Source organism: Neobacillus driksii (assembly GCF_013409995.1).
GTDB classification, from domain to species: Bacteria; Bacillota; Bacilli; order Bacillales; family Cytobacillaceae; genus Neobacillus; species Neobacillus driksii.
In genome coordinates, this window is record NZ_JACCBX010000012.1 from 184,446 (window position 1) to 209,989 (window position 25,544).

At 38.3% G+C, this 25,544-nt stretch carries 26 protein-coding genes; 17 read left to right on the plus strand and 9 right to left on the minus strand.

All coding sequences use genetic code 11. The features are described 5' to 3' along the window. Window positions 1-2 precede the first annotated feature (2 nt). Together F4694_RS24390 and F4694_RS24395 are read right to left on the minus strand one after the other, a co-directional pair. Window positions 3-1,094 carry a copper resistance D family protein gene (locus F4694_RS24390; protein WP_179602504.1) on the minus strand — a complete coding sequence of 364 codons (1,092 nt, stop codon included), beginning with the start codon at window positions 1,092-1,094 and terminating at the stop codon, window positions 3-5. Beyond that, window positions 1,095-1,691, minus strand: a complete 597-nt coding sequence (locus F4694_RS24395) for a copper resistance CopC family protein (protein WP_179602505.1) — start codon at window positions 1,689-1,691, stop codon at window positions 1,095-1,097. It lies immediately after the preceding gene. Between the two features lie 235 nt (window positions 1,692-1,926). Here F4694_RS24395 and F4694_RS24400 point away from each other — a divergent pair, with 235 nt between their 5' ends. The 5 genes from F4694_RS24400 (at window position 1,927) to F4694_RS32440 (ending at window position 5,451) form a co-directional block, all read left to right on the plus strand. Further along, window positions 1,927-2,181, plus strand: a complete 255-nt coding sequence (locus F4694_RS24400; protein WP_179602506.1) for an amino acid decarboxylase — start codon at window positions 1,927-1,929, stop codon at window positions 2,179-2,181. 52 nt (window positions 2,182-2,233) lie between these two features. Further along, complete coding sequence (locus tag F4694_RS24405) at window positions 2,234-2,437, plus strand: heavy-metal-associated domain-containing protein (protein WP_257029377.1); 204 nt, start codon at window positions 2,234-2,236, stop codon at window positions 2,435-2,437. Between the two features lie 133 nt (window positions 2,438-2,570). Continuing rightward, window positions 2,571-3,707 (plus strand): DEAD/DEAH box helicase, encoded by a 1,137-nt coding sequence (locus F4694_RS24410; RefSeq protein WP_179602508.1) that lies wholly within the window; start codon window positions 2,571-2,573, stop codon window positions 3,705-3,707. A gap of 86 nt (window positions 3,708-3,793) precedes the next feature. Further along, a complete protein-coding gene (locus tag F4694_RS24415; protein ID WP_179602509.1) occupies window positions 3,794-5,263 on the plus strand; it encodes an amidase family protein in 1,470 nt (489 codons plus the stop codon). Between the two features lie 53 nt (window positions 5,264-5,316). Further along, window positions 5,317-5,451, plus strand: a complete 135-nt coding sequence (locus F4694_RS32440; protein ID WP_257029373.1) for a hypothetical protein — start codon at window positions 5,317-5,319, stop codon at window positions 5,449-5,451. 164 nt (window positions 5,452-5,615) lie between these two features. Here F4694_RS32440 and F4694_RS24420 read toward each other — a convergent pair whose 3' ends face one another. From F4694_RS24420 to F4694_RS24430, 3 genes are all read right to left on the minus strand, one after another. Next, entirely contained in the window at window positions 5,616-7,151 is a 1,536-nt protein-coding gene (locus F4694_RS24420) for an FAD-dependent oxidoreductase (RefSeq protein WP_179602510.1), read from the minus strand. Window positions 7,152-7,285: 134 nt separating this feature from the next. Further along, window positions 7,286-7,426 (minus strand): hypothetical protein, encoded by a 141-nt coding sequence (locus tag F4694_RS24425; RefSeq protein WP_179602511.1) that lies wholly within the window; start codon window positions 7,424-7,426, stop codon window positions 7,286-7,288. A gap of 53 nt (window positions 7,427-7,479) precedes the next feature. Further along, window positions 7,480-7,854, minus strand: a complete 375-nt coding sequence (locus F4694_RS24430; RefSeq protein ID WP_179602512.1) for a DUF1360 domain-containing protein — start codon at window positions 7,852-7,854, stop codon at window positions 7,480-7,482. 95 nt (window positions 7,855-7,949) lie between these two features. Here F4694_RS24430 and safA point away from each other — a divergent pair, with 95 nt between their 5' ends. The 11 genes from safA (at window position 7,950) to F4694_RS24485 (ending at window position 18,496) form a co-directional block, all read left to right on the plus strand. Continuing rightward, window positions 7,950-8,564, plus strand: coding sequence for a SafA/ExsA family spore coat assembly protein (gene safA, locus F4694_RS24435; protein ID WP_179602513.1), 615 nt, complete (start codon window positions 7,950-7,952; stop codon window positions 8,562-8,564). 140 nt (window positions 8,565-8,704) lie between these two features. Then, a complete protein-coding gene (locus F4694_RS24440; RefSeq protein ID WP_179602514.1) occupies window positions 8,705-9,052 on the plus strand; it encodes a lmo0954 family membrane protein in 348 nt (115 codons plus the stop codon). A 19-nt stretch (window positions 9,053-9,071) separates the two neighbouring features. Next, complete coding sequence (locus F4694_RS24445; RefSeq protein WP_179602515.1) at window positions 9,072-9,716, plus strand: PspA/IM30 family protein; 645 nt, start codon at window positions 9,072-9,074, stop codon at window positions 9,714-9,716. Window positions 9,717-9,997: 281 nt separating this feature from the next. Next, a complete protein-coding gene (gene liaF / locus F4694_RS24450) occupies window positions 9,998-10,732 on the plus strand; it encodes a cell wall-active antibiotics response protein LiaF (RefSeq protein ID WP_179602516.1) in 735 nt (244 codons plus the stop codon). Continuing rightward, window positions 10,729-11,781, plus strand: coding sequence for a sensor histidine kinase (locus tag F4694_RS24455; RefSeq protein WP_179602517.1), 1,053 nt, complete (start codon window positions 10,729-10,731; stop codon window positions 11,779-11,781). The genes liaF and F4694_RS24455 overlap by 4 nt, the downstream gene beginning before the upstream one ends. After that, window positions 11,774-12,406 (plus strand): response regulator, encoded by a 633-nt coding sequence (locus F4694_RS24460; RefSeq protein ID WP_179602518.1) that lies wholly within the window; start codon window positions 11,774-11,776, stop codon window positions 12,404-12,406. The genes F4694_RS24455 and F4694_RS24460 overlap by 8 nt, the downstream gene beginning before the upstream one ends. A gap of 129 nt (window positions 12,407-12,535) precedes the next feature. Continuing rightward, the gene (gene efeO / locus F4694_RS24465; protein WP_179602519.1) at window positions 12,536-13,384 is read left to right on the plus strand and encodes an iron uptake system protein EfeO; all 849 of its coding nucleotides are present in this window, start codon (window positions 12,536-12,538) and stop codon (window positions 13,382-13,384) included. After that, window positions 13,385-14,671, plus strand: a complete 1,287-nt coding sequence (gene efeB / locus F4694_RS24470; protein ID WP_179602520.1) for an iron uptake transporter deferrochelatase/peroxidase subunit — start codon at window positions 13,385-13,387, stop codon at window positions 14,669-14,671. 30 nt (window positions 14,672-14,701) lie between these two features. Beyond that, window positions 14,702-16,447 (plus strand): FTR1 family iron permease, encoded by a 1,746-nt coding sequence (locus tag F4694_RS24475; protein ID WP_179602521.1) that lies wholly within the window; start codon window positions 14,702-14,704, stop codon window positions 16,445-16,447. Between the two features lie 110 nt (window positions 16,448-16,557). Next, window positions 16,558-17,886: an oligosaccharide flippase family protein gene (locus tag F4694_RS24480; RefSeq protein ID WP_179602522.1), complete on the plus strand. Its 1,329-nt coding sequence runs from the start codon at window positions 16,558-16,560 to the stop codon at window positions 17,884-17,886. A gap of 88 nt (window positions 17,887-17,974) precedes the next feature. After that, window positions 17,975-18,496, plus strand: a complete 522-nt coding sequence (locus F4694_RS24485; protein WP_179602523.1) for an RNA polymerase sigma factor — start codon at window positions 17,975-17,977, stop codon at window positions 18,494-18,496. 34 nt (window positions 18,497-18,530) lie between these two features. Here the strand turns inward: F4694_RS24485 and F4694_RS24490 are convergent, their stop codons facing one another. From F4694_RS24490 to F4694_RS24505, 4 genes are all read right to left on the minus strand, one after another. After that, window positions 18,531-19,166 (minus strand): Bax inhibitor-1/YccA family protein, encoded by a 636-nt coding sequence (locus tag F4694_RS24490; protein WP_179602524.1) that lies wholly within the window; start codon window positions 19,164-19,166, stop codon window positions 18,531-18,533. A gap of 48 nt (window positions 19,167-19,214) precedes the next feature. Beyond that, a complete protein-coding gene (gene mscL, locus F4694_RS24495; RefSeq protein WP_179602525.1) occupies window positions 19,215-19,604 on the minus strand; it encodes a large conductance mechanosensitive channel protein MscL in 390 nt (129 codons plus the stop codon). A gap of 81 nt (window positions 19,605-19,685) precedes the next feature. Next, window positions 19,686-20,918 carry an aminopeptidase gene (locus F4694_RS24500; protein ID WP_179602526.1) on the minus strand — a complete coding sequence of 411 codons (1,233 nt, stop codon included), beginning with the start codon at window positions 20,916-20,918 and terminating at the stop codon, window positions 19,686-19,688. A gap of 670 nt (window positions 20,919-21,588) precedes the next feature. Then, window positions 21,589-22,860: an MDR family MFS transporter gene (locus tag F4694_RS24505; protein WP_179602527.1), complete on the minus strand. Its 1,272-nt coding sequence runs from the start codon at window positions 22,858-22,860 to the stop codon at window positions 21,589-21,591. Window positions 22,861-23,073: 213 nt separating this feature from the next. Here F4694_RS24505 and F4694_RS24510 point away from each other — a divergent pair, with 213 nt between their 5' ends. Beyond that, window positions 23,074-25,263: a DNA topoisomerase III gene (locus F4694_RS24510; RefSeq protein ID WP_179602528.1), complete on the plus strand. Its 2,190-nt coding sequence runs from the start codon at window positions 23,074-23,076 to the stop codon at window positions 25,261-25,263. Window positions 25,264-25,544: the final 281 nt, after the last annotated feature.

Genomic DNA, 25,544 nt, shown 5'->3' on the forward strand with positions numbered 1-25,544 from the left:
ATTTATGAAAGACTTAACATAAAACCTATATAGCCTGAAAGGATAAATAGTAAACTCATCACTAATGCCAAAGCTTTTGGAGCTTTTTTTATAAAAGATACAATAACCAACGATAAAAAAAGAATAGCAATTAGAAATAGGATGATTGAAACAATCCCTGGAGAAAAAGTAATAGGGAAGTTTATTTCACCTGGGTGAAAAAAGGAAAATAGCTTAGACGCACCTTCTGCTCTAATCATCGAACTTAGTTCATGCGGTGGTGAAGCTTGTCCCAGGGCACCCGTAATCGAAAAAACAAGCAAAACAATCATACTTTCCAGCTTCGCCCATGGCAGCGGATTAAAAGAAGGATCATTCATGAGTCTCTTCCGAATCAAAAAGCTATTGATAAAGGCAAAAGCTAGTAATGGCAAAATTGCAATGTGTTTGATTAATAATGTCTGACCATAGGGGATTGCTGTTACACTAACATAATCGGACAGTTCCATATGAAAGGTCATTAATGATATTCCTGTTATGGTCGTGGCAATTAAACATAAACTAGCAAGCGGCGAAAACCACTTTAAGAATTTCAACCAATTTTCATGGTTCTGTGAAAACCAGCTTACCACCAACAAAATTCCAACCCAAGTTGTAATGGCCAAAAAGTGAGCGGTGTGTGTAAGAAAACCCGCCATTTTCGATAATGAAGCTGCGTGACTTGACCAGCCAAGGAAAGCAATTAAGATAAGCGTAAATACTAGGCCAGTCAAAGAGAATAATGGTTTTTGTTCAAGCCTAATTGGAATCAGATAAATAAATAGAATTAACGAAATAATCCCCGTACTAATCCATGTCTTACCAACCTCGAAATTGGTTAACACAGACTGAAGGGTATAGCCTAAACCTAGGTCTTCATATAAATATAAAACAATTTTTAACACCGGTAAAAATGAAAATATAGCAATTCCTAACGCTGCACCCAATAGTACAAATTTGGGAATCTTAATTTCCGGTCGTACCGATTTGGGTACAAGATTAAGAATAAAGCTTCCTAGTAGCAATGAAAAACTACTATAAAGTAAAGCCTCACTTACAATGCCTGCAATAAACATCTAGACTTGTTTCCTCCTAAAAATTAACCAATAGCTTCCGAAGCCTAAAACAATAATCAAACCAATAATTGCTGGCAGTACATAATTCATGATACCAGGTTCATCTAAAGAAGCCTCATTTACCTCAATTGCTTGATCCTTCAGTACCGTTTCTGTGTCTGCAACAGCTGTTGTTTCGGCAGTGGTCGCATCAGTAGTAGATAGTTCTGATCCAGTTTGTTCTGGAGGTGCAGCATTCTCAGGAAGGTTCATTGTGAAGGGAATATCGCCCTCAAGAGGATGACCATCTTCCCCAATTATTTTCCAATGAATGGTGTAAGCTCCATTTGTAAGGTCGTCTTCTACATTGGCGATTAATTGATTACCGGTAATTGAAACAGTAGAAAGTGGAATAGCTGTATGATTACCATCGATTAATGTAAATGAACTAGTTGGTTCTAATGCTGTTTCAAAAGTAAGCGTGATATCCTTGAGTGACTGAGTTATGATCTCTCCATTTTTGGGGGTAGACTCTTCCAAATGGGAATGTGCAAATACATTTGCTCCAAAAATAAAGAGTAACAAAGTGGAGAGTAGAGCAATTTTATTTAACATCATTTTCAACTCCGATATATTGTTATCTTGCTGTTCTTCATTCTACCATTAAATCAAAAGGCTTATATCAAATTAAAGGTAATGTTCACAATACGTTCAAAAATGGCTTTTTATTATCCTTAAGGCATTTAGTAACCGAGCCCTATTAAGAACATACCTATGCGTGATTTAAATCAATTCTTTAATTTGAAAAGGATGCTACACTTGGTGAAAATCATAATCATGAGGAGATGAAGTGATGAGCAGTTTTCAAATAGAAGGACAAAGAGCCGTTATAGATATTCGTGAGAGGGTCTTAAAGGGAGAACATCCACGCAGGGAAATCTTAAATTTTGTAAAAACAGCACCTGTTGGGACGATATTTGAAATTCATTTACCTCACCCTGGAGAGCCATTAGCAGCAACTTTTCAATCTTTGGGAATGAATGCAATCGTCAACGAAGTAGAACCTGCGCACTTCCGATTGATGGCGATAAAAATGAATGAAATATAGATAAATGTATTGTTAGAATTGCCATTATCGAAAGGGGATATTCAAGGTGAGTATGATACAATTATCTTTAAATGATGTGGCCTGCTCAGGATGTATTGGGAAAATTAAAAGGAAAATAAAAAGATTTAATGGAATTGAAAAGGTAAGGATATTAGCTGGAAGTGGAAAAATTGAAATCGACTATAATGAAGCAATCATAGAAACGGAAGAAATAAATTCCACCATTCATAAATTGGCAATCCGAACATTTGATTAATATGTGAATTGAAGCCAAGACCCATTCCATGCTTAGGAATGGGTTTTTTATGGACACATTTTAGTAAATAGGTTAGTATCAATGTCATGTGTGGATATAATATGTAGAAATGAGATAAAAAAAGGAGTCAAATATGTTAAATACCTTAAGCCCTTTTTTACAGGAAAACTGGGGAAAGTCCGGATTTCAACAGCCTACTTCGATTCAGGATACAGCCATCCCGCTAATTCTTGAAGGAAAAGACTTAATTGCAGAATCTCCAACGGGTACAGGCAAGACACTTGCTTATTTATTGCCTTTATTAAATAAAGTGGAACCTAATTCACAGTCACTCCAAGCTGTAGTTTTAGCGTCATCGCAGGAATTGGTTATGCAGGTTTATCAGGAATTTCAAAAGTGGTCAGAAGGCAGCGGAATAAGAGGCACCTCCATTATTGGCGGAGCCAATGTAAAACGCCAGCTTGAAAAATTAAAAAAGCGCCCTCATGTCATTTTTGCTACACCGGGCAGGTTATTTGAACTGATCAAACAGAAAAAAGTAAAAATGCACGAAGTGAAGCTTGTAGTATTAGATGAGGGAGATCAGTTGCTGATTCCTGAGCACCTCAACACAGTCCAAAATATTGTGAAATCGACGATGGGTGACCGCCAAGTGGTGTTATTCTCAGCAACGATGAAAGCTGGAACTGAGAAATTGGCAAAGGAAATAACGAAGGAGCCCGAAATTCTTCGAATAGAAAAGGATGAGCTGGCTTCCTCTGGAGAGGTTGAGCATATCTATTTTACTGCTGAACCTAGAGATAAGATCAAGCTTCTGGAAAAAATCGTTCGTTTAGATAACATTAAAGCCTTAGCATTCATTAATGATATTGGGGAAATTCAAGTTTTTAAAGAAAAGTTTAATTTCAAAGAGTTATCAACAGGAATTCTACATAGTGATATGAAGAAATTAGAACGGCAGGCGGAGCTCAAGGCTTTCCGTGATGGCAAAACAAAAATGTTGATTGCTACTGATGTTGCGGCACGTGGTTTAGATATTCAAGGAGTTACTCATGTTGTTCATGTGGATTTCCCTAGGGATATTGCTCAGTATGTTCACCGAGCGGGCAGGACAGGAAGAATGGGAGCAAATGGTACGGTCATATCCTTAGTAACGGAACGGGAAGAACGTGAATTAAAGCGTTACTGTCAAGAGTTAAACGTTACGCCTAGTAAAAGAATATTCTTTAAAGGGCAAATTGCTGAACCAGAACAAAAGGCTCGTCGTTAAAAAAGCAGGGGAAATATTCCCTGCTTTTTCTAATTGCTGGATTTTTCATTCTATTATAAAATTTAGGGTATTGGGGGGGGAGAAACATGGAAAATCCAAAGCTAAGGAAATATCTCGATCATTGGATTGAGGAAGCGACGATCACTCAAATGCATGAGAAAATGACATCTGGAGAGCTTACATCTAGAGAACTTGTAATGATGTATCTACATAGAATTTCTGTTTATGATAAAAATATTCACTCCATCCTTGAGGTCAACCCTGATGCGCTTCATATCGCATCTGCACTTGACGCTGAACGGAAGGAGACGGGAGCACGCAGTTTATTGCACGGTATTCCCATTTTAATTAAAGACAATATTGATACTGCAGATAAAATGCATACAAGCGCTGGCTCATTAGCATTAAAGGATTCCATTGCGTTAAGAGATTCTTATGTGGCGGATCAGCTTCGTGCAGCAGGAGCAGTCATTCTTGGTAAAACCAATATGACAGAGTGGGCAAACTTTATGGCTTATGGGATGAAAAGTGGCTATAGCTCGCGCGGCGGTCAGGTATTAAATCCTTATGGTCCAGGACAATTTGATGCTGGAGGATCTAGTTCAGGTTCTGGTGCTGCTATTGCTGCAAATTTGGCAGCTGCGGCGATTGGAACAGAAACATCTGGATCGATCTTGAATCCATCCTGCCAAAACTCATTAGTCGGAATTAAACCGACAGTGGGTCTAATCAGCAGGAGAGGTATCATACCGATTGCGCATACTCAGGATACAGCCGGACCAATGGCTAGGACTGTTAGAGACGCAGCTATTCTCTTGAATGTTTTGACAGGAAGAGATGAGGAAGATCCAATAACCAAAACGAATCCACTAGCTGATAAAGACTTTACCGAACATTTACGTAAAGATGGACTCAAGGGGAAACGGATAGGCATAGCCTTAGCTGGATTCACCGAACATTTAAGTGAAGATATGCTTAAGATTTTCCATGATGCTGTTGCTGTTTTGGAGGCAGCGGGTGCGGAGATCTTTGAACATATAGAGATACCATCTGCAAATGCCAAGTGGCGGTATGACGTTTTAACCTATGAATTTAAACCTGACTTAAACGCATATTTAAACAATCTTCATCCATCTATAACCATTAGATCATTGAATGATTTAATTCAATTTAATAAGGAAAATGAAGCAACAATGCTTAAATATGGACAGGAAGTCCTGATTCAATCCGCTACAACTAGTGGTTCTTTAACAGAAGCAGATTATGTAAATTCGTTGGAATTTGATCTTTATCATTCCACCGAACAAGGAATTGATTATGCGCTTGAGAAGTATCAATTAGATGTTATTCTGTTTCCTAGTGAAGAGGCCTCACATATTAGTGCGAAAGCTGGCTATCCGACCATTGCAGTACCTGCTGGTTATACAACTATAGGAGAACCTGTTGGAATTACTTTTGCCGGAAGCGCCTATAGTGAACCAACCCTGATTGAAGCGGCTTTTGCGTTCGAACAATTAACAAAGTTCCGTAAAGCACCAGTTCTAAGGGGAGAATAACTTCAATTATTTTCACTCATACTATATGTATTCTCTACAAAGGAGATGATAGTATGGGTAGACAAAAACTCGGTAACGCCAATGCCCAGCGAAATAACAATCGTAAAAAGGCAATGAGAACGCCTGAAGAACTGGTTGAATTTGAAACTGGAGAAAAATTAAAACGTAACCGTCCGCATGGAAAATAAAGAAAGCGCCTCCTGACAAGGGAGGCGTTTCATTTTTTGTGAATTTGTAGATATATTCCTAAAATGTGTAGATAAACTTTATAATTTGTAGATATATCTAGAAGTGTGTAGATAAAACGAGTATGGTGTAGATATTTCCCAATATTGTGTAGATATCGTGAATCTTATTGTCCATCAGCCACATTCTTTAGTGCCTTTTTTGCTGGTCCTTCGATTACTGCTCCATCATAAGCAAATCGCGAACCATGACACGGGCAATCCCATGATTTTTCTGCATGATTCCATTCACATTCACAGCCTAAATGCGTACAAGTGGTATCCACAATGTACAGCTTTCCGTTTTCATCCTTGTAGGCGCCTGCACGCTGCCCTTTATGCATGACAACAGAACCTTCTCCATTCACTAAATCCCCAGGATCCTTTGGTACAAACTCAAGTTTTCCTTTTATCATATGCTTGGCCACGTCCGCATTGGTTGAAATAAACGATTTAATATCTGGGTCCGCATCAAAACGTGATGGAGTATACAATTCCTTATAGGGATTATCGCGATTTAATACATAATCAGTAAGGAGATGGGCTGCAAGAATTCCCGAAGTCATTCCCCACTTTTTATAACCAGTTGCAACTAAAATATGCTCTTTATCTCTTGTGAGTGGACCAATGTAAGGCACCTTGTCCAATGTCACTAAATCCTGTGCAGACCACCGGTAGTGATATTCAGAAAGGTCAAACACATCTTTTGCAAAGTTCTCAAGTGCAACATAGTGACTGAGCGTATCAACGCCCTGACCTGTCTTATGATTTTCGCCGCCAAGTATAAGGAGATTTCCCCCATCAATCGGTGTATAGCGAATGGAGCGTGACGGACTGTCAGCACTGATATACATTCCGCCGGGATATTCCTTATTGGTTTTAATCCCGATGGCGTAAGACCTTTCCGCGTACATTCTAGCAAAATAGAGACCTGGTTTATCATAAAATGGGAAATGGGAGGCAATAATCACCTGTTTACATGCAACTTTATTTCCCCCCTTAATCTTAACTTTTGGCTGGGCAGATTCGACATCCTCAATTCCTGCTGCAACCGAATTTTCATAAACCTTACACCCCGCCTTGATTGCCTCTTCTAAAAGTCCTTTTAAAAATTTCAGTGGATGGTATTGTGCCTGGTTACGCATTAACAACGCAGACTTTATTTGTATATCAAATGGAATGTTTCCTACTAAGTCACCATCAATCCCCAGCCTTTGATAAGCTGACATTTCCGTTTCAAGTTTCTTATCATACTGATCAGATGTTGCATAAACAAACGCATCTTGTTTGCTAAAATCACAATCTATTCCTTTTTCATTTGATGTTCTCTCAACAAATTTAATCGCACTAGAAGTGGACTCGAAATATAACTTAGCCTTATCCTCGCCAAAATGACTGATTAATTCATCGTAAATTAATTCATGCTGAGCAGTCAGCTTCGCTGTTGTATGTCCTGTTGTCCCGTTTAACACACTGCCTGCTTCAATAATTGCGACCTTTACCCCTTCTTTGGCCAGCAAATAGGCGGCAGTAATACCTGTTATCCCAGCACCAACAATTGCCACGTCAACTGTAGTATCCTCATTTAATTTTTCAAACGTCGGTAATTCTATTTCACGCCAATAGGTTCTAGGAAAATGGTGGGTGCTTTCAGATGAGCTCATATGTTTTCCTCCAGTACATAATCATATGATTAATTTTTCCAATTTTAAAGAAATCATGTAAAGGTTCTTTTTGAAAATTATTTGAAATGAAAAAGAACCCTGGCGTCCAGGGTTCTTCGCATTATTGTTATTGATTATTCCATTTCTTTTTTTACAGGGTCAATACGGGTGGAGTCTTCAGAGTTAAGCGTCCCTCTTAAAAAATAAACCAATGTACCCCCAACAATACCAAGACAAATGATAAACCCAATGGCAGTAACCCACCATCCAGCCATTCAAATCCCCCCTTTTCTAATGTTTATGCAAAAGGGGGAGCGTTCTATTATATTTATTTTTTCTTTTCTAAGTCTGCGTAATAATCTACCTTCTTAATGTTTACTCCAACAAAGGTTTCAATGATGGATTGACCGCCTGCGATGGAAAATATCAAAATGATTACAAACGTTACCCGGGGAAAAAGTAAATATCCGCCTCCAAGTAATATGGCGCTCCAAACTCCGGCACACCAATAACATTTCAATAAATACCCAAACATGCCTTTTGGCACTTCCTTCGTTTCGACTCCATGATTGGTCTCTACTTTAATTTTCTTCATAAATGGCTTCCGGATAAATTCCGTAATTTTATCAAAAACAATTAAATGGGTTAACCGATAGCTTGCCAAAATTAACATGACATAGGTAATCCACGAAATGTCTCTCACACTTTTTCCTCCGAACTTTACATAAAAAATTTTAGTTGGACACTCTGTATATTTTGAACCTGAAATCAAAAATATATATCCGAGGAGGCGTAAAAATGAAAAAATCATTTTGGATAAGTTTACTGTTTTTACTATCACTAATTAGCATTCCAAATGTGTCGTTTGCCCAGCAAATTTACACCGTTCAACCAGGGGACACACTTTGGAAAATTGCAGTTCGTTACCAAGTCGGGATCTCTGAAATTATCTCAGCGAATCCCCAATTTAAGAACCCTAACCTGATTTACCCAGGGAATAAGGTTACAATTCCTAGTTATGATGCCACCAAAAATATTGAAAGCCAGGTCGTTCAACTAACGAATCAAGAACGAGCCAAAAGCGGTTTAAAAGCATTAACTCCAGACTGGGAGCTTTCCAGAGTTGCGCGTTATAAATCGGTGGACATGAGGGATAAAAACTATTTCAGTCACACTAGTCCGACATACGGCAGTCCATTTACCATGATGAAGAACTTTGGAATTTCTTATCGCTCTGCAGGTGAAAATATAGCAGCAGGGCAAACAACTGCACAGGAAGTTGTCCGGGCATGGATGAATAGCCCAGGTCACCGTGCCAATATATTAAGCACAAATTATACTCATATTGGTGTTGGATACGCACAAGGCGGATCCCAAAGACATTATTGGACACAGATGTTTATCTCTAAATAACCACAAGAAGGGTCAGTTCCTGCACAAGGGACTGACTCTTTCTACGTCTTGAGACTGATATGAAAATAAAGCGCTGGTTCGTTATGAGAAATTTGGAATAGAGGTAAGATGAAATCAAGATAAAGAAAGGAGGAAACAAAATGAAAAAGTTTGGGTTACTTATAGCTGGCGGAATAGCAGCAATGATTTTACTTTCATCAATAGGTCCGATGGTAGGATTACTGGTTGGTTTTGCTGCACTGTACTTCATTTTCAAACAGTTCTTAAAGGCTGAATCGACCGGAGGTAAAATTGTTCTCGGGATAATCGGTTTTTTTGTCCTAATGGCTTCTATTCATAACGCTCCTGCTATTATTGGTGTTGTTGCTGCCTATGTACTTTATCTGGTTTATAAAAACTGGAATAGCAGTAAAAAGACTGTTGTAAAAGAGGAGTCTGACCCTTTTGTAAATTTCGAAAAACAATGGAATGAATTAAATAAAAACTAATCGAAGGAGAGATATAAAAATGACAAACCTATTAACAAGAATTAAAGATACGATTATGGCGGATTTACATGCTGCGGTTGATCAAAAAGAAAAGCAAAATCCAATTTCCCTGCTTAATCAATATCTTCGTCAATGTGAACAAGAGACTGAGAAAGTTAGAAAGCTTGTGGAACGGCAATACGCATTAAAAGATGAATTCACGAGAGAATATTCTCAAGCAGTGGAATTAGCAGAAAAGAGGAAATATCAGGCGGAGATTGCTTCTAAAGCGGGTGAAACTGAGCTGTATGAATTTGCTGCGGCAGAACATCAGCAATACTCAAGCCGTGTCGAACGTCTGGGGGCTTCACTAGAGCAAGTGAAAGGTCAGCTTGGTGAATTAGAAAGAAAATATGAGGAAATGAAACATAAGTTAAAAGATATGCAAATCCGTCGATTGGAATTAATGGGTCGTGAGAATGTGACCCGTGCCAATCATCGAATGAATCAAGTATTGGACTCAAATCATACTGCTGGCAATGCAAACGCACGGTTTCAAGAAATTGATTCTTACTTGGATCGTTTAGATCATCAAGCAAAAAGTTCATATTACCGCGATACGATTGATGCCAAAATTGCACAACTAGAAAAAGAACTGAAATTAGAAGAAAGCAAGTCTATTTAATAACAAAGGCTCTTTTCTTAAACTTTGTTGATTTTAGGAACAAAAAAATGGTTGTACTAAGTAACCGCAAGAAATAGAATAAATTTGATAAGAAAAGAGCCAGCAAACTATAATCCGAAGTGCAAAATAACTTTTACCACGTTAAATTCGGCTTTAAGATTTTTACAACAATCTTTACGAACATAGACTAAATAAAACATGGTATTCTATAAAGGTGCAGCCTTATGCACCTTTTTGGCCTAACTATCAAACATGATTAAAATGAAGGGGAGGGTGGCCAGATGTTTAAAAATACAAAGAATAATTATACAGAATGGCTTGTTATCATTGGGGTTGTCGTTCTTTTGCTAGAGGTTTTATTTTTTAACAGTGGTCTTGTTTTCTCCCTTTTATTTTCTTGTGGAATGATCTATTTAGGTCGAAAAAGAACTGGAAAAAAATTTGGTAAGTTTCTTTTCTTCGCGGGTATAATTTCATTCATCATCCATGTGTTTAGCATGATGACCTTTAGATTTTTACTGCTTGCAATACTCATACATTTTATCATTCAATATACTAACTCCAAAAAGAATCCAAATAAGATTGCACTAGATATCAAAGAATCAGAGCATGCTCTGCAAGAAGAGACACTGATTAAGACCAAGCCGCTCTTTGAGAATATATTTTTCGGGCAGCAAAAAACCCCAAGCAGTGTTTATGAATGGAATGACATTAACATCCAATCTGGTATTGGAGATACAATAATCGATTTAAGTTATACAGTTTTACCGAAGGGTGAAACGATTATCTTTATCCGAAATGTTATTGGCAATATCCAAATCCAAATACCTTATGAAATAGAAGTAAGCGTTCATCACTCATCTGTTATTGGTGCCACAACGGTTCTAGAAAATCATCAAGCTCAGGTTTTTAACCAAGCTTTCCACCTTAAGACAGCAGACTATGACCATGCAGAGCAAAAGATTAAAATCTTTACCTCGTTGTTGGTGGGCAATTTAGAGGTGAGCCGGATATGAGCACAATCCAAAGACAGGTTGTATGGAATATCGCTTCTTCAATCATGATTGCTATCGTTGTTGCCGCTGCCTTTTTCATTGTTTTTCCGATTTCAGACTGGTCTGAACTTTGGAACCGGCAATTTATGGATATTCCATTTATCATATTTATTCCGGCATTCAGCATTGCTACTGGTATACTATTGGGCGTTTTTTCAGGTATATACTGGAGAAGACAGTTCCAGGGTGTCGAGCATTCATTGCACCAGTTAGAGCAAGGGAAGCAAATTGGTTCTGACGAAAAGCAAGCCATTTCGGAAATGCAGAGTATAGCGGAACAAATTGATAGAATTGGCAGGCAAATGTCGGAACAAGCCAAACTTTCACAACGACTGGCTACAGAAAAGGTTGAAGATCAGGAAGCGAGGATTCAAGAAATCATTGAACAAGAACGAAACCGGCTCGCCCGCGAGTTACATGATTCCGTCAGTCAGCAATTATTTGCTGCTTCGATGATGATGTCGGCCATCAATACAACTCGACAAGGTGCAAATGAAGAGGATAGGGAAGCTAAACAGTTGAAAATGGTGGAGGAAATGATTCACCAATCACAACTTGAAATGCGTGCCCTGCTTCTTCATTTGCGTCCAGTTGCGTTAAAAAATAAAACGCTTCAAGAAGGAATTGAAGAGTTATTAATCGAATTATCACAGAAAGTAACAATGGAAATTAAGTGGAAAGTAGAAGCATTTCCACTTGATAAAGGTATTGAGGATCATCTTTTCCGGATCCTCCAAGAGTCTGTATCCAATACACTTCGGCATTCCAAAGCAAATAAACTTGAGGTTTTATTGATAAAGCGGGATGACCTTGTCATTTTAAGAATTGTTGATGACGGGGTAGGTTTTGAAGTTGAAACAAAAAAGGCTGGATCATATGGAATGCAGAATATGCATGAGAGGGCGCTAGAGGTTGGCGGCACTTTAAAGGTAATTAGTGTAAAGAGTAAAGGTACAAGGCTTGAAGTGAAGGTACCTGTTATGACAAATGGAGATGGTGTAAATGATTAGAGTAGTATTTGTTGATGATCATGAGATGGTGAGAATTGGAGTCTCCGCTTTTTTATCCGCACAGCCAGACATTCAAGTAGTGGGTGAGGCTGCTGATGGAAAAAAGGGCGTGGAATTGGCCCTTGAGCTCAGACCTGATATTATTTTAATGGATTTAGTCATGAAGGAAATGGACGGGATCGAGGCAACAAAGCAAATCATCGAAAAATGGCCAGAGGCAAAAGTAATCATTGTCACCAGCTTTTTGGATGATGAAAAGGTTTACCCTGCATTAGAAGCCGGTGCTACTAGTTATATGCTAAAAACGTCAAAAGCAGATGAAATTGCCAATGCTGTTCGCGCTACATATCATGGACAGTCCGTTCTTGAGCCTGAAGTAACAGGAAAAATGATGGTTAAAATGCGCCAGAAACAAAAGCATCAGCCACATGAAGAACTAACCAGCCGCGAAATGGAAATATTAATGTTAATGGCAGAGGGTAAAACGAACCAGGACATTGCTGATGAACTATATATTGCATTGAAAACGGTAAAAACCCATGTCAGTAATATACTAAGTAAACTTAACGTCCAAGACCGAACACAGGCAGTCATATATGCTTTTAAACACTCATTAATAAAATAACTCTAAAAACTTTCCAACCTGAATAGTTGGAAAGTTTTTTTAATTAGCTATTGAAAACCATTATCATTTGCTGATATGATAATGGTGAGAATGATTATCATTATTAGTGTTAATGGGGGATATGTAGATATGAAATTATTAAAAGTTACAGGAAGTTTGTTATTGTCTAGCAGTCTATTATTTGGTTGTGCTAATTCAGATGAAAACTCAGCTAAAGAGACGGTAAAAGAAACAAAGAATATTAAATCTGATTCACTCTCTGGAGTAACGGATGAATACCGTAAGTATGCTATAGGAGAAATTGAAGAATTTGTAAAGGCAACGGAAGCATTTACAACGGCAGTTAAAAATGGAGATGTTGATAATGCTAAAGCACTATATGCCACCTCAAGAGTGCACTATGAGCGTGCAGAACCGATAGCTGAAGTATTTGGAGATCTTGATCCGAAAATTGATGCGCGCGAAGGCGATGTCCCAGAGGCTGAGTGGGGAGGCTACCACCGTATTGAAAAAGGGTTATGGGTTGAAAACACAACTACTGGTTATGAACAATATGCAGAGCAGCTGATGAAAGACGTAAATCTTTTACGAGCAAAGGTAGATACAGTCGAAGTCACACCTGACCTATTAATTACAGGGGCGGTAGACCTCTTAAATGAAGTATCCACTTCAAAAGTGACGGGGGAAGAGGATCGCTATTCTCATACTGATTTATTTGATTTTGCTGCAAATGTAGAAGGTGCGGACAAAATTTTTCAACTTTTAAATCCTGCTTTAAAGGAAAAGAATAAGGACCTTTCTACGGAAATTCAAACCCGCTTTGATGAGGTTTTTAGCTTATTAAATAAACATAAAATTGATGGAGGATACAAGATTTATACGGATTTGTCAGAAGCTGAGGTAAAGGAACTTAGTCAAGCCATTGATGCGCTTGCAGAACCACTCTCTCAAATCGGAATTGTAACGGAGGCATTATAGATGTCTAAGAAGGAGTACTTCATTGAAGAGGAATCTCTTGGCGTGAAGAAGGTTTCACGTAGGGATATGTTGAAAACTGCTGGAGTTGGCGGTGTTGGGATTCTAATTGGTGCATCCGGAATAGGAAGCATGTTGTCTATTACAGAAGGAAAGGCCTCAAGCGCAAAGGATGTTGTTTCATTTTATGGTAAGCATCAAAGTGGAATTACGACAAAACCACAAAACCATGTTTATTTTGCTGCCTTAGATGTGACAACTTCTAGGAAAAATGATTTAATAACGCTTTTCAAAGAATGGACGCATGCCTCCGCATTAATGTCTGAGGGCAAACCAATCGGAGAACTAACTAGTAATGAATTTCTTCCGCCAAAAGATACGGGAGAGGCGGAAGGATTATCTGCCTCTAATTTAACGATTACTTTCGGAGTCGGCCCAAGTCTTTTTGTAAAGGACAACCAAGACCGCTTTGGCTTAAAACTTAAGCAACCTAAGGAATTAGTAGACCTTCCCGCATTTTCATTAGATGCATTAGAAGAGGAATGGACTGGTGGAGATCTATGTATTCAAGCATGTGCGGACGATATGCAAGTGGCATTTCATGCTGTAAGAAACCTAATTCGAATTGCTAGGGGAAAGGCTGTTTTAAGATGGGCACAGCCAGGATTTCAGCGAACGAAGCAGGCAGATGCAAAAGAAGGAACACCTAGGAACCTGTTTGGTTTCAAGGATGGAACGGTCAACCCTGATGTAAAAAGTGAAAAACAGATGAATGAACATGTTTGGGTTCAGCCAGGTGATGGACCGAATTGGCTTCAGAACGGCAGTTATCTTGTTGTACGAAGAATCCAAATGTTTATTGAAGTCTGGGATCGTACCAATCTAAAAGAACAAGAAAATACTTTTGGAAGATATCGTGACACTGGTGCACCTTTTGGACAAAAAAATGAATTTGATAAACTTGATATTCATCACAAACAACCAAACGGAGAAGATACGATCCCTGTGGATTCGCATGTTCGACTGTCACATGGAGATGGATCGCAGCAAATTCTCCGCAGGGGGTATTCTTACTCAAATGGTATGGATTTGAAGACCGGGAGCTTTGATGCAGGTCTGCTTTTCTTAAGTTTCCAACGTTCACCAAGTAAACAATTCATTCCAATCCAAAAGAGACTTTCAAGTATGGATAAGTTGAATGAATATATTTCACATCGAGGAAGCGCCCTTTTCGCCTGTTTACCAGGAACGAAAAATGGAGGTTTTATAGGAGAGACACTATTTACGTAATGTTTTTCCTTTTATAGAGGAGAGAGATCAATGCAAATGTCATGGAAGCCCTTCATATTATTTTTATCTTTATTTATTTTTTTTCAAACTGCGCACCATGTTGTGGCAGCAGAAAATCATGACGAGCTGTTTGTCTTGCTTGGGGATAGTTTAATGAAAGTAAAATCAGGCGATCAGGAAACGGTTTCGAATAACATGGAACAGTTTTCTAAAGAATGGATAAAAATTAAGAATACTACTAGTGAACAGGCAAAATCGGTTGATCAAGAGTTGGAAAAGGTACAAAGTTTACTAGCAAAAAGGAATGTAGAAAAGGAGACTCTTTCTAGTAGTCTCTCAGCCTTATCAAGTTCCCTGGTGAAGTATGATAAAGAACAAAATCCTGTAGACCGAACAAAACAAACAGTACAAGTAGAAAAATTGCTGCCGCTCCTAGAGAAGCTGAAGGAATCTATCTTGGATGGGGATGCAGCTAATATAAAGATTCAGTATCAAACACTAATGGATCAATGGAATGCTTCGGAAAAAATGGTTCATGATGCCAGTATTGCTTCTTATGGGAATATTGAAAGATACACGGCATTAATCCGAATTTCAATTACCCAAAATCCTGCGGATCTAAAGAAGGCTGAAACGAACGTAGATAAACTAACACAAGAAGTGGAGAACTTTCTAAACGGTAAATTTTCGAAGCAGGTTAAAGGTGATTTTTCTTTAACAGATGTTTCCACACTATTAAAGAAGGCAGAAGAAGAGATTGCCAATAAGGATTATAAGAGTTCTACTCAGGATTTAGATGAAATCCTTAACATATGGCCAATGGTTGAAGGGGAAGTACAAACAAGAGACAGTAAGTTATATAGTGAGATTGAAACAAAAATTCCAACAGCTATTAGTATTCTAAGTTCTGATAAGGTAAATGGTCCAAAGGCATTGGCTATAGTAAAGGATTTAAATACGAAATTAGAGCCATTGATTACTAAAACCAATTATTCATTTTGGGATTCTGCGCTTATTTTATTAAGGGAAGGGTTAGAAGGATTATTAATCATTGCAACCTTACTGGCATTTCTAAAGAAAATGGGTCAGTCACCTCAACAAAAATGGATTTGGATAGGAGTGGCTGGTGGAATCTTAGCAAGTGCCTTACTTGCAGTTCTTATCAATATTATTTTTTCCAAGATTACTGCAGCTTCCAGTCGAGAATATATTGAGGGAATAATCGGTATATTGGCTGTGGTTATGATGATATCGGTTGGAGCGTGGCTTCATAAGAAATCAAGTATTGAAAATTGGAATAAGTATGTAAAGCAGCAGATGCAGCAAGCAATTGCAAAAGGAAGCATCTTTTCATTTGCCGTTATCAGTTTTCTTTCGGTATTCCGTGAAGGAGCCGAGACGATTATTTTTTACACTGGAATAACACCGTATATAAGCGTGCAGCAACTTGTTATCGGGATTGTTCTAGCCGTAATCATTTTAGCTATTTTAGGCTTTGGGATTATTTATTACAGTGTAAAAATTCCTATTCATGTATTTTTTAAAGTGGCAACCTTTGTAATTTATTTCTTAGCCTTTAAAATGCTCGGAATAAGTATCCACGCTTTACAGGTTTCTAAGGTTTTTTCGACGAGTACTGTTATTAACTTCCCGTTTGTGGATTGGATTGGATTGTACCCAACATGGGAAACTACATTACCACAACTATTATTAGTTGTTGTTATTTTCATTATGACTTGGGTAGTTAGAAAACAGACGATAACAAACAATGTTTAGAAAGGGCCAAGTGCTCTTTTTTTTTTTTGCTTTTTTCATTTCTTCCTACTATTCAAAGAACTTGTCTCATAGGTTTATAAAAGTGAGATTGTTTTAAAGGGGAGTTCGTTATGGCTATCTTTTACAAAGGAATATTATTTTTAGCCTTATCCGCCTTTTTAGGGGAAGGTGTAGAGTTCTTAGTCAATTTAATTCTAGCAAAAGAATTGGGCAAGCATGGATTAGGTTTATATATGTCGATCCTTCCATCCATTTATTTGCTCGTCCTCTTATCAAGCTTTGAACTTCCGGTTTCCATATCAAAGTTCGTTGCTGAAAAAGAAGATCGATTTCATCGAAATATCCTTTATCATGCCATTACGATTACCATTATCTTTACGAGTATCCTCTTGGTTGTCGCTATGGTACTTATTCCATTTATTTCAGTTTTTGATGGATACCATCCTTATACACGATGGCTCATTATTCTGCTTGTGCCTGTCATTTCCTTTACCTCAGTAGCACGGGGGTATTTTATGGGCCGGCACCATATGGGAAAAATCGCCATTGCTAATTTCATAAGAAAATCAATACAGCTAGTTTTATTATTTCTGTTATTTCGTTTCTTCCAATTTGACTCAGAGGCCTCGGTACTCATTGCAATTGCTTCATTCATTGGCAGTGAAATTGCTGTGTTTCTTTATTTATGCTACATGTTAATTATTCAATTTCAGCAGCTTAAACGAATGCCTTTTTCCAATTTAAATCGTAAAGCTGTCCGGAAAAATTTAATGGCCGTCTCGGTACCAACGACAGGGTTACGATTATTCTCCGCTTTGACAGGTGCGATACAACCCTTTTTAATAAAGGCGGCATTGGTACGGTCTGGGCTGTCGGAAACCATTGCGACTGAGCACTTTGGCATGCTAATGGGAGTTGCCGCGTCAATTGGGTTTTTCCCGGCGTTCATTGCTCATTCCTTAATGACTGTTTTAATACCGGCTGTCTCGAAAACGTATTCGAATAGAGATTACTCAACATTGCAAAAAATGCTTTCACAAGTAATGATGCTTACATTTCTTTATGGGGTGCCAGCCGTGGTTGTTTTCTATGTTTTTGCCCCGCAGCTTACTTCCATATTCTTTGAATCTTCAACTGCCGCTAGTTATTTACAAATGCTCTGGCCGTTTTTTCTATTCCATTTTTTTGTGATGCCAATGCAAGCATTTTTAATTGGCTTAGGACTTATAAAGGAAACGTTTATTCATGGTATTTGGTCAACAATTGTCTCCTTTGCCATCATCATTGTCCTATCATCACGCCCTGAATGGAGGATGGACGGTGTAATTATCGCTATGAATACAGGTTCAGTTTTATTGGCATTGATGCATTATTTAAGCATTTGTAAAAGTATTGGTGTTTCGATCTTTATGAAAGGTCTTATACAGAAAAATAATTAAGAAAAAGATGCTGGTTCGTGTAGGGGCTGGACATGTTTATTCCGTCTATTAGTTTAAGAGGTTTTAAAAGGAAAGAAGGTTTGAAAAAATGCGGGATAAAATGACTGATTCGTTTGAAGTTATGGTGAAAGAACATGGGAAAGCCATTTTTAACTATATTTTTTCCTTAGTTAGACAGAAAGAACTTTCAGAGGACTTGTATCAGGAGGTCTTGGTTTCGGCATATTTGGCCTTTCATACGATTAAGGAACCTGCACGGTTGAGAAGTTGGTTATTTACAATAGCTAGAAATAAATGCAAGGATTATTGGCGAAAAGAAAATAAAACAAAACAGTTTTGGAAGGAAGAGGTGTATTCTTATTCTGCGGCAGTAGAAGCTCCTCCTCTTCCAGAAGAAGAGTTTTTACATAAAGATTCAGTTAGAAAAATGGCTGAAAGTGTCAAGACGCTGCCAGAGATATATCAGTCTGCTATTTTTCTATATTATTTTAAAGACCTTACTTTATTGGAGATATCAACAAAAAGTAATATCCCAATATCTACAGTAAAAACGAGAATGAAAAGGGGAAAAGAGCACCTTAGACCGAAGCTCCAAGCATTTGCACAATAAAAAGCCGGGAGAGAAGTCCCGGCTTTCTATTATGTTAATCCCTAGATGAAAGAATTCCGAAGATGCGCAAAATACTTACGAATAGATTGATAAAGTCTAAGTAAAGATTTAGTGCCATTAAAGGAACTTCTTCCGCGCTTACTCCATAATGCTTCATACGGTTGAAATCAAATAATACGTAACCGCTAAAAACCAATACGCCAATGAAAGAAAATGCCAGCATACCGGTTGAGCTAAGCGGCATGAAAATATTAAAAATAGAAATGGCCACTAACGCAAGTAAGGCTGCTAACAGGAATCCGCCTAAAAAGGAGAAATTTCGTTTTGATACTGTTGCATAGATGGCTACTCCCGTAAACACGACGGTAGTAGTCCCAAAAGCCATTAAGACCACATTTGCTCCGGCTGTCATTGCATAATAAGAAACAATTGGATACAACGTAATTCCTGAAATAAAAGTGAAGACGTACAGGAAAGTATAAGAAATTGCTTTTTTGCGTCTAAAGAAAAAGGCAATCATCAACAAAACGAATTCAAGGATCGCTAATGGTAAAAATAATGCCGGCGGTACAAAGGTTCCTGCCATGGTCCCAACAAACGCAATGGCTAGTGAAAGAGCAAACGTCCTGATAACAGAAGGTAAAAATTCAGTAGATGTTTGTGTATACAATTTTTTCACCCCAATAATATTTTATATCTAGAATATACGAATAAATGGTCAAGATGTTTCATTTTTTCTAGAAAATTCTTTTTCGGCTTTTAATAAATCTCTTATTTCAGTAAGTAGTTCTTCTTGCTTGTCAATTTTAACCTCGACTTTGACTGCTTCTTCTTTCTTTTTGAAGCGAGACAGGAATTTAATAAACATAAATATAGAGAAAGCAATGATTAAGAAATCGATTATAGATTGTAGAAATACCCCATATCTTACTTCCCCAAACGCTAAATCCGCAACACTAACCCTTCCCACGAGCATGGCAACCATTGGCATAATAATATCTGCAACCAGTGAGGAAACAATCTTCCCGAATGCTCCACCAATGACAACCCCGACTGCGAGATCAATCACATTCCCTCGCATGGCAAACTTCTTAAACTCATTTAACATAAAAAGAACCTCCGTATTTCATCTGTTTAATCAGCAAAGAGCAGCCTCCGTTCAGAAGAAGCTGCTCCATTTATTATACCATTAAAAAGCCCAATTGCCTTTTCTAAATACTGGTTCGCTGGTTCCATCAGCTTTAATGCCATCGATGTCCATATTCTCAGAGCCAATCATGAAATCGACATGTGTAATACTGTCATTGAGACCATTTTCTTTTAGTTCTTCAGCAGACATTTTCTTACCGCCTTCAATACAGAACGCATAAGCGCTTCCGATTGCTAAGTGGTTTGAGGCATTTTCATCAAACAAAGTATTATAGAATAATACATTTGATTGTGAAATTGGTGAGTTGAAAGGAACGAGTGCGACTTCACCAAGATAATGCGAGCCTTCATCGGTTTCAACTAAACGCTTTAAGAACTCCTCACCTTCTTCCGCCTTATAATCAACAATTCTTCCGTTTTCAAAGGTTACAGAGAAGCGGTCAATGATATTTCCACCGTAGCTTAATGGCTTTGTGCTTGCAACGGTGCCATTTACACCTTCACGATGAGGAACAGTAAAGACTTCTTCCGTTGGCATATTCGCCATAAATTCCAATCCTTTTTCATTTACACTGCCAGCCCCAACCCAAAGATGGTAATGCGGGAGTTCGATTGTTAAGTCTGTTCCTGGTGCAGTATAGTGAAGCTTTTGATAGCGTTTTTCATTTAGATAATTAACCTTTTCATGCAAGGTTTCATCGTGCTTCTTCCAAGCTTCCACAGGATTTTCTGTATCGACACGAACAGCTTTGAAGATGGCGTCCCAAAGTAATGAAACTTGTTGATTACTTGGTGCGTCAGGGAATACCTTTGCCGCCCAATCAGGAGATGGAGCTGCAATGACTGTCCAGCTGACTTTATCAGATTGTGCTGCTTGACGGTATTTAGCCAGCGCCGTTCCTGCCGCCTTTTGGAAATTAGAAATACGTTCCGGATTAACTCCTTTTAATAAGTCAGGGCTTGAAGAAACAATGGCCATAAAAGCGGCCCCTTGGTCAACAAAGTCTTCCATTTCCTTTGCACGCCATACAGGATATGTAGTAAAAGCTTCATCTGGTGCTAATTCATATTTGGTTCTGGATACCACATCGTCGGTCCAGTTTACTACTACGTTATCTGCGCCTGCTGTATAGGCACTTTTTACAACAAGACGGACAAATTCTGCGGCATCTATGGTCGTATTTATAACTAAAATTTGTCCCTTCTGTATATTTACACCAACCTTAACGGCAAGCTCTGCATATTTCTCAAGGTTTCTTTGAAATTCACTCATATTTTAATCTCCTTTTTTCAGAATCTTCCTTTTTTATTTTAGTCCTATTAAGGTGAAAAAGAAACTGATAACAGTTTAATGTTGCCCACTTAAAAAGAAGGTAAAAAAATAAGTAGGGATGTGAATCTCTACTCTAATTTACTACCATATACTTTTATATTAAAATAAACTCCCGCTGAAAATAATACTAAAAATGTAACAATACCGGACCATGAAGTGGGGGACATAAATTGAGATAATTCCATCAATACCACCATCCTTATATTAGAAACCGATTACAAATTAATTATAATTGTAAACCAGTAAAATGTGAACATTTTAGTACAATTTATTGACAATTTTTCGAACAAAGACTGTGTTAAAAGGATACTATTGATCTTAGAACCTGTTGATTGAAGCGGAAGGCGCTCGATCCTCGAAAATGCTAACGCATTTTCTTCGTGCGGTGATTATTCGTGGAAGTAAATTCAAAGTCCTGCGGGATGAACGAGCTGAGTGAGACCCCGCAGGTCGGCACGACCGAGGAGGCTCACGGGCAAGCCCGCGGAAAGCGTAGCGCCTCGTGACAGGCAAAGACCGCCTGTCACTGCGATGATTATTCAAAGAATCATTCCTTAGTGGAGCGTAAATCAACAGCCTTATTTAACACAGTCTAAACAAAAAAAGGATCCTAATTAGGATCCAATGCAGTTTTCTTTTCAAAGGAATAAAACATTAGCCAATACAATCCTGCACTTGCAAGCGCAAGCAGGCAAAGTACAAAAAATGTCCACTCGTACCCAATTAAAACCGTTAATGGAATCGATAAGGGAGCAATCGTGCGGCTGATTGTAAAACGTAAGCTTGCTGCAGCAAAATATTGTCCTCGCATATGCTCAGGTGCTAGCTTCGACACAAAGCTTTGTTGAATTCCGGCTCCCATCAACTCAGCAAAGGTAAATACAGCCATCGCGATGATAAATCCCCAAATCCAATGAGTTTGACTAAAGAGTACAATCGAAATCGCATATATAACGGAAGACAAAACAAACACATTTCGTTCTTTATAGCTTCCCATCCATTTCGTAATGACTACCGTTAGCAATGCAACCAGGAAGCCATTCTCTGCAAGCACAATACCAAAAGCCTGCTCCCCCTTAACCGTGAATGACCAGTCACCTATTGAAAATAGAGTCTGAAGATCGATAACGTCTTTCATATAAACAGGAAATAATAGATCTAATTGCATAAAAGTTTGACCCGCCAAGACACCCGCAATGATAAAAAGAAGGAAGGTTTTATCTTTTATAATTAATGTGTAATCTTTTAACTGTTCTTGTAGGAAATAGTACCATTTACCTTCAGCTTCCAATGGATTGACCTTTTGCAACGGTGCGGTTTCCCTAGTCCATTTTGCTAAGATTAAGCCAAGTAACATACAAACAAAACCAGCAAAGAGTAACGTTTCAAAACGATAATTTACATAAAAAATTGCTCCTAAAATAGGACCAATTACCACTGCAATATTAATAGAAGTGTAGAAAATAGCAAATACATTGCTTCTATCTTTTTCATCAACGACATCTGCCACCATTGCTTGACTGGCAGGCCAATAAAACGAACCGAAAACACCAGCAATTGCGAATGCAATAAATCCCAACCAGGGTGACTGAAGCCAAGGAGAACTTGCAACAGCAAAGACTAGGAAAGAAAGCCCTTGTCCAATGGCTGAGAGAACCATCATCTTTTTACGCCCGAAACGGTCGGCACAGTATCCGCCCATTAAGTTTGCGATGACTGAAAAAATCTGTGAAAATACCAATAATAAACCAGCTTTACTTTTACCAAATTCGTCTGCGAAATAAATCGTCAGAAAAGGAAAGAACATCCAAAATGTAATGTTCATCATAGCTTCGCTAAATAAGCGAACCTTCAAATTTGGATCCCAATCTCTAATCCTCATGTGTACCTCCGAAGCCAATATGTACGATAGCGCTTTTCCATCATACTATCACCAAAGAGATAAATACAAGAAAAAAAGATAGGTAAAAATGAATGTACCTATCCGGTATTTAGTCCTAATCTTTCAAAGCTTGATTTAAGTAATGCCATTCTGTAATTCAAGTCATAATATGCTATATTATTATTCAATGGTTCACTGAAAGGATGTTTAATAATGAAAAAAAGTGTAGTTATAGCCGAAAAACCTTCTGTCGCTCGTGATATAGCACGGGTATTGAATTGTCATAAAAAAGGAAACGGATTTTTAGAAGGAGATAAATATATTGTTACATGGGCACTAGGTCATTTAGTTACCCTTGCAGATCCGGAAGTGTATGACGAAAAATATAAATCATGGAAAATAGAAGATTTACCGATGCTTCCGAATGAGCTAAAGCTTGTTGTCATTAAGCAATCTAGTAAGCAGTTTCATGCTGTAAAAAGCCAACTGCAACGCTCTGATGTCGGGGAGATTGTTATTGCAACAGATAGCGGTCGTGAGGGCGAATTAGTTGCAAGATGGATACTTGTTAAGGCAAAGGTTAATAAACCTACAAAACGCCTATGGATATCTTCCGTTACGGATAAAGCAATTAAAGATGGCTTTGCCAACCTGAAGCCGGGCAAAGCATATGAAAATTTATATGAATCTGCTGTTGCGCGGTCAGAAGCGGATTGGTATATAGGGCTGAATGCAACCCGTGCATTAACAACCCGTTTTAATGCCCAGCTAAATTGTGGCCGGGTTCAAACTCCAACAGTAGCAATCATTGCAGTACGGGAGGATGAAATAAAAAACTTCAAATCTCAAACGTATTACGGAATCGAAGCGCAAACCTCAGACAATTTAAAATTGACTTGGCAGGATGCAAACGGAAATAGCCGAAGCTTTGATAAAGAGAAAATCGACGCGATTGTGAAAAAACTGGGCAAACAAAACGCCGTAATAAAAGACATTGAGAAAAAACAGAAAAAATCCTTTTCTCCTGGGCTTTATGATCTAACCGAACTACAGCGCGATGCGAATAAAATTTTTGGGTATTCTGCTAAGGAAACGTTAAATATCATGCAAAAACTATACGAGCAGCATAAAGTTTTAACCTATCCTCGTACAGACTCACGCTACCTTTCTTCAGATATTGTAGGAACGCTTCCAGAGCGTTTAAGAGCATGTGGAGTAGGAGAGTATCGTCCGTTAACCAATAAGATTTTAAGTAAGCCAATAAAAGTATCGAAATCTTTTGTAGATGACAGCAAAGTATCCGATCACCATGCGATTATTCCAACAGAAGGTTATGTCAACTTCTCAGCCTTCACAGATAAAGAGCGGAAAATATATGACTTAGTGGTAAAACGATTCTTAGCCGTGTTATTTCCAGCATTTGAGTATGAGCAGCTTACGCTTCGTGCAAAAATCGGCGAAGAAAACTTTGTAGCAAGGGGAAAAACGATTTTATCCTCTGGATGGAAAGAAGTATACCAGAATCGCTTTGAAGACGAAGATGGAGCAGACGATCTAAAGGAACAGATTTTGCCGCGTATCGAAAAAGGCGATATCCTTAACCTGAAATTAATCGCGCAAACATCTGGTCAAACGAGTCCTCCTGCCCGTTTTAATGAGGCAACATTACTAACGGCAATGGAAAATCCAACGAAATATATGGAAACCAATGATAAACAACTGGCAGAGACATTAAAATCAACTGGCGGGTTAGGAACTGTGGCGACACGAGCTGATATTATTGAAAAGCTGTTCAATTCATTTTTACTCGAAAAGCGAGGCAAAGATATTTACCTAACTTCTAAAGGGCGCCAATTGTTAGATTTGGTACCTGAAGAACTAAAATCTCCTGTATTGACTGCTGAGTGGGAACAAAAGCTTGATCAAATTGCTAAGGGTAAGTTGAAAAAGGATGTTTTTATCAGTGAAATGAAAAAGTATACAAAAGAAATTGTCGCTGAAATTAAAGCGAGTAATAAAAAGTATAAGCACGACAATATCTCTACAAAAAGTTGTCCGGACTGTGGAAAACCAATGCTTGAAGTAAATGGGAAAAAAGGTAAAATGCTTGTCTGCCAAGACCGTGAATGTGGACATCGAAAAAATGTTTCGCGAGTCACAAATGCGCGCTGCCCGCAATGCCATAAAAAACTGGAGTTGCGTGGTGAAGGTGAGGGTCAAGTCTTTGCATGTAAATGTGGACATCGTGAAAAATTATCCGCATTTGAAGCACGTCGCAAAAAAGAATCTGGCGGTAAAGTAGATAAACGAACGGTGCAAAAGTATCTGAAAAACCAAAACAAGGAAGAAGAGCCGATTAATACAGCTTTGGCAGATGCGTTGAAGAAGTTGAATTTGAAGTAAGGAGAAGGGCATTCAAACACCATATTTTTTAGAAATTGGGCTTTATATACTCGTTTGTATATAAAGCCTATATTGTAAACAAAGAGTTCCGTTTTTTTGTGTATTCTTATAAAAGACGTCCGCAGTTATCGGTTGGGGGATCAGGTTGAGCCCCGAGTTAGATTAGTCTAAAAAGTGGACGAGTTATTAAACATACTAACATTAGTAGCACAAACCAAGGCCATGGTTTGTGCTACTATTTTTTTATAGTAGAAGTGAAGGAAGGTCGATCCGTCTATGGG

What these genes read in the sequence shown, in the direction of transcription:
- F4694_RS24390 (WP_179602504.1), bottom strand. Translation starts at nt 1,094, where the DNA reads ATGTTTATTGCAGGCATTGTAAGTGAGGCTTTACTTTATAGTAGTTTT.
- F4694_RS24395 (WP_179602505.1), bottom strand. Translation starts at nt 1,691, where the DNA reads ATGATGTTAAATAAAATTGCTCTACTCTCCACTTTGTTACTCTTTATT.
- F4694_RS24400 (WP_179602506.1), top strand. Translation starts at nt 1,927, where the DNA reads ATGAGCAGTTTTCAAATAGAAGGACAAAGAGCCGTTATAGATATTCGT.
- F4694_RS24405 (WP_257029377.1), top strand. Translation starts at nt 2,234, where the DNA reads ATGATACAATTATCTTTAAATGATGTGGCCTGCTCAGGATGTATTGGG.
- F4694_RS24410 (WP_179602508.1), top strand. Translation starts at nt 2,571, where the DNA reads ATGTTAAATACCTTAAGCCCTTTTTTACAGGAAAACTGGGGAAAGTCC.
- F4694_RS24415 (WP_179602509.1), top strand. Translation starts at nt 3,794, where the DNA reads ATGGAAAATCCAAAGCTAAGGAAATATCTCGATCATTGGATTGAGGAA.
- F4694_RS32440 (WP_257029373.1), top strand. Translation starts at nt 5,317, where the DNA reads ATGGGTAGACAAAAACTCGGTAACGCCAATGCCCAGCGAAATAACAAT.
- F4694_RS24420 (WP_179602510.1), bottom strand. Translation starts at nt 7,151, where the DNA reads ATGAGCTCATCTGAAAGCACCCACCATTTTCCTAGAACCTATTGGCGT.
- F4694_RS24425 (WP_179602511.1), bottom strand. Translation starts at nt 7,426, where the DNA reads ATGGCTGGATGGTGGGTTACTGCCATTGGGTTTATCATTTGTCTTGGT.
- safA (WP_179602513.1), top strand. Translation starts at nt 7,950, where the DNA reads ATGAAAAAATCATTTTGGATAAGTTTACTGTTTTTACTATCACTAATT.
- F4694_RS24440 (WP_179602514.1), top strand. Translation starts at nt 8,705, where the DNA reads ATGAAAAAGTTTGGGTTACTTATAGCTGGCGGAATAGCAGCAATGATT.
- F4694_RS24445 (WP_179602515.1), top strand. Translation starts at nt 9,072, where the DNA reads ATGACAAACCTATTAACAAGAATTAAAGATACGATTATGGCGGATTTA.
- liaF (WP_179602516.1), top strand. Translation starts at nt 9,998, where the DNA reads ATGTTTAAAAATACAAAGAATAATTATACAGAATGGCTTGTTATCATT.
- F4694_RS24455 (WP_179602517.1), top strand. Translation starts at nt 10,729, where the DNA reads ATGAGCACAATCCAAAGACAGGTTGTATGGAATATCGCTTCTTCAATC.
- F4694_RS24460 (WP_179602518.1), top strand. Translation starts at nt 11,774, where the DNA reads ATGATTAGAGTAGTATTTGTTGATGATCATGAGATGGTGAGAATTGGA.
- efeO (WP_179602519.1), top strand. Translation starts at nt 12,536, where the DNA reads ATGAAATTATTAAAAGTTACAGGAAGTTTGTTATTGTCTAGCAGTCTA.
- efeB (WP_179602520.1), top strand. Translation starts at nt 13,385, where the DNA reads ATGTCTAAGAAGGAGTACTTCATTGAAGAGGAATCTCTTGGCGTGAAG.
- F4694_RS24475 (WP_179602521.1), top strand. Translation starts at nt 14,702, where the DNA reads ATGCAAATGTCATGGAAGCCCTTCATATTATTTTTATCTTTATTTATT.
- F4694_RS24480 (WP_179602522.1), top strand. Translation starts at nt 16,558, where the DNA reads ATGGCTATCTTTTACAAAGGAATATTATTTTTAGCCTTATCCGCCTTT.
- F4694_RS24485 (WP_179602523.1), top strand. Translation starts at nt 17,975, where the DNA reads ATGCGGGATAAAATGACTGATTCGTTTGAAGTTATGGTGAAAGAACAT.
- mscL (WP_179602525.1), bottom strand. Translation starts at nt 19,604, where the DNA reads ATGTTAAATGAGTTTAAGAAGTTTGCCATGCGAGGGAATGTGATTGAT.
- F4694_RS24500 (WP_179602526.1), bottom strand. Translation starts at nt 20,918, where the DNA reads ATGAGTGAATTTCAAAGAAACCTTGAGAAATATGCAGAGCTTGCCGTT.
- F4694_RS24505 (WP_179602527.1), bottom strand. Translation starts at nt 22,860, where the DNA reads ATGAGGATTAGAGATTGGGATCCAAATTTGAAGGTTCGCTTATTTAGC.
- F4694_RS24510 (WP_179602528.1), top strand. Translation starts at nt 23,074, where the DNA reads ATGAAAAAAAGTGTAGTTATAGCCGAAAAACCTTCTGTCGCTCGTGAT.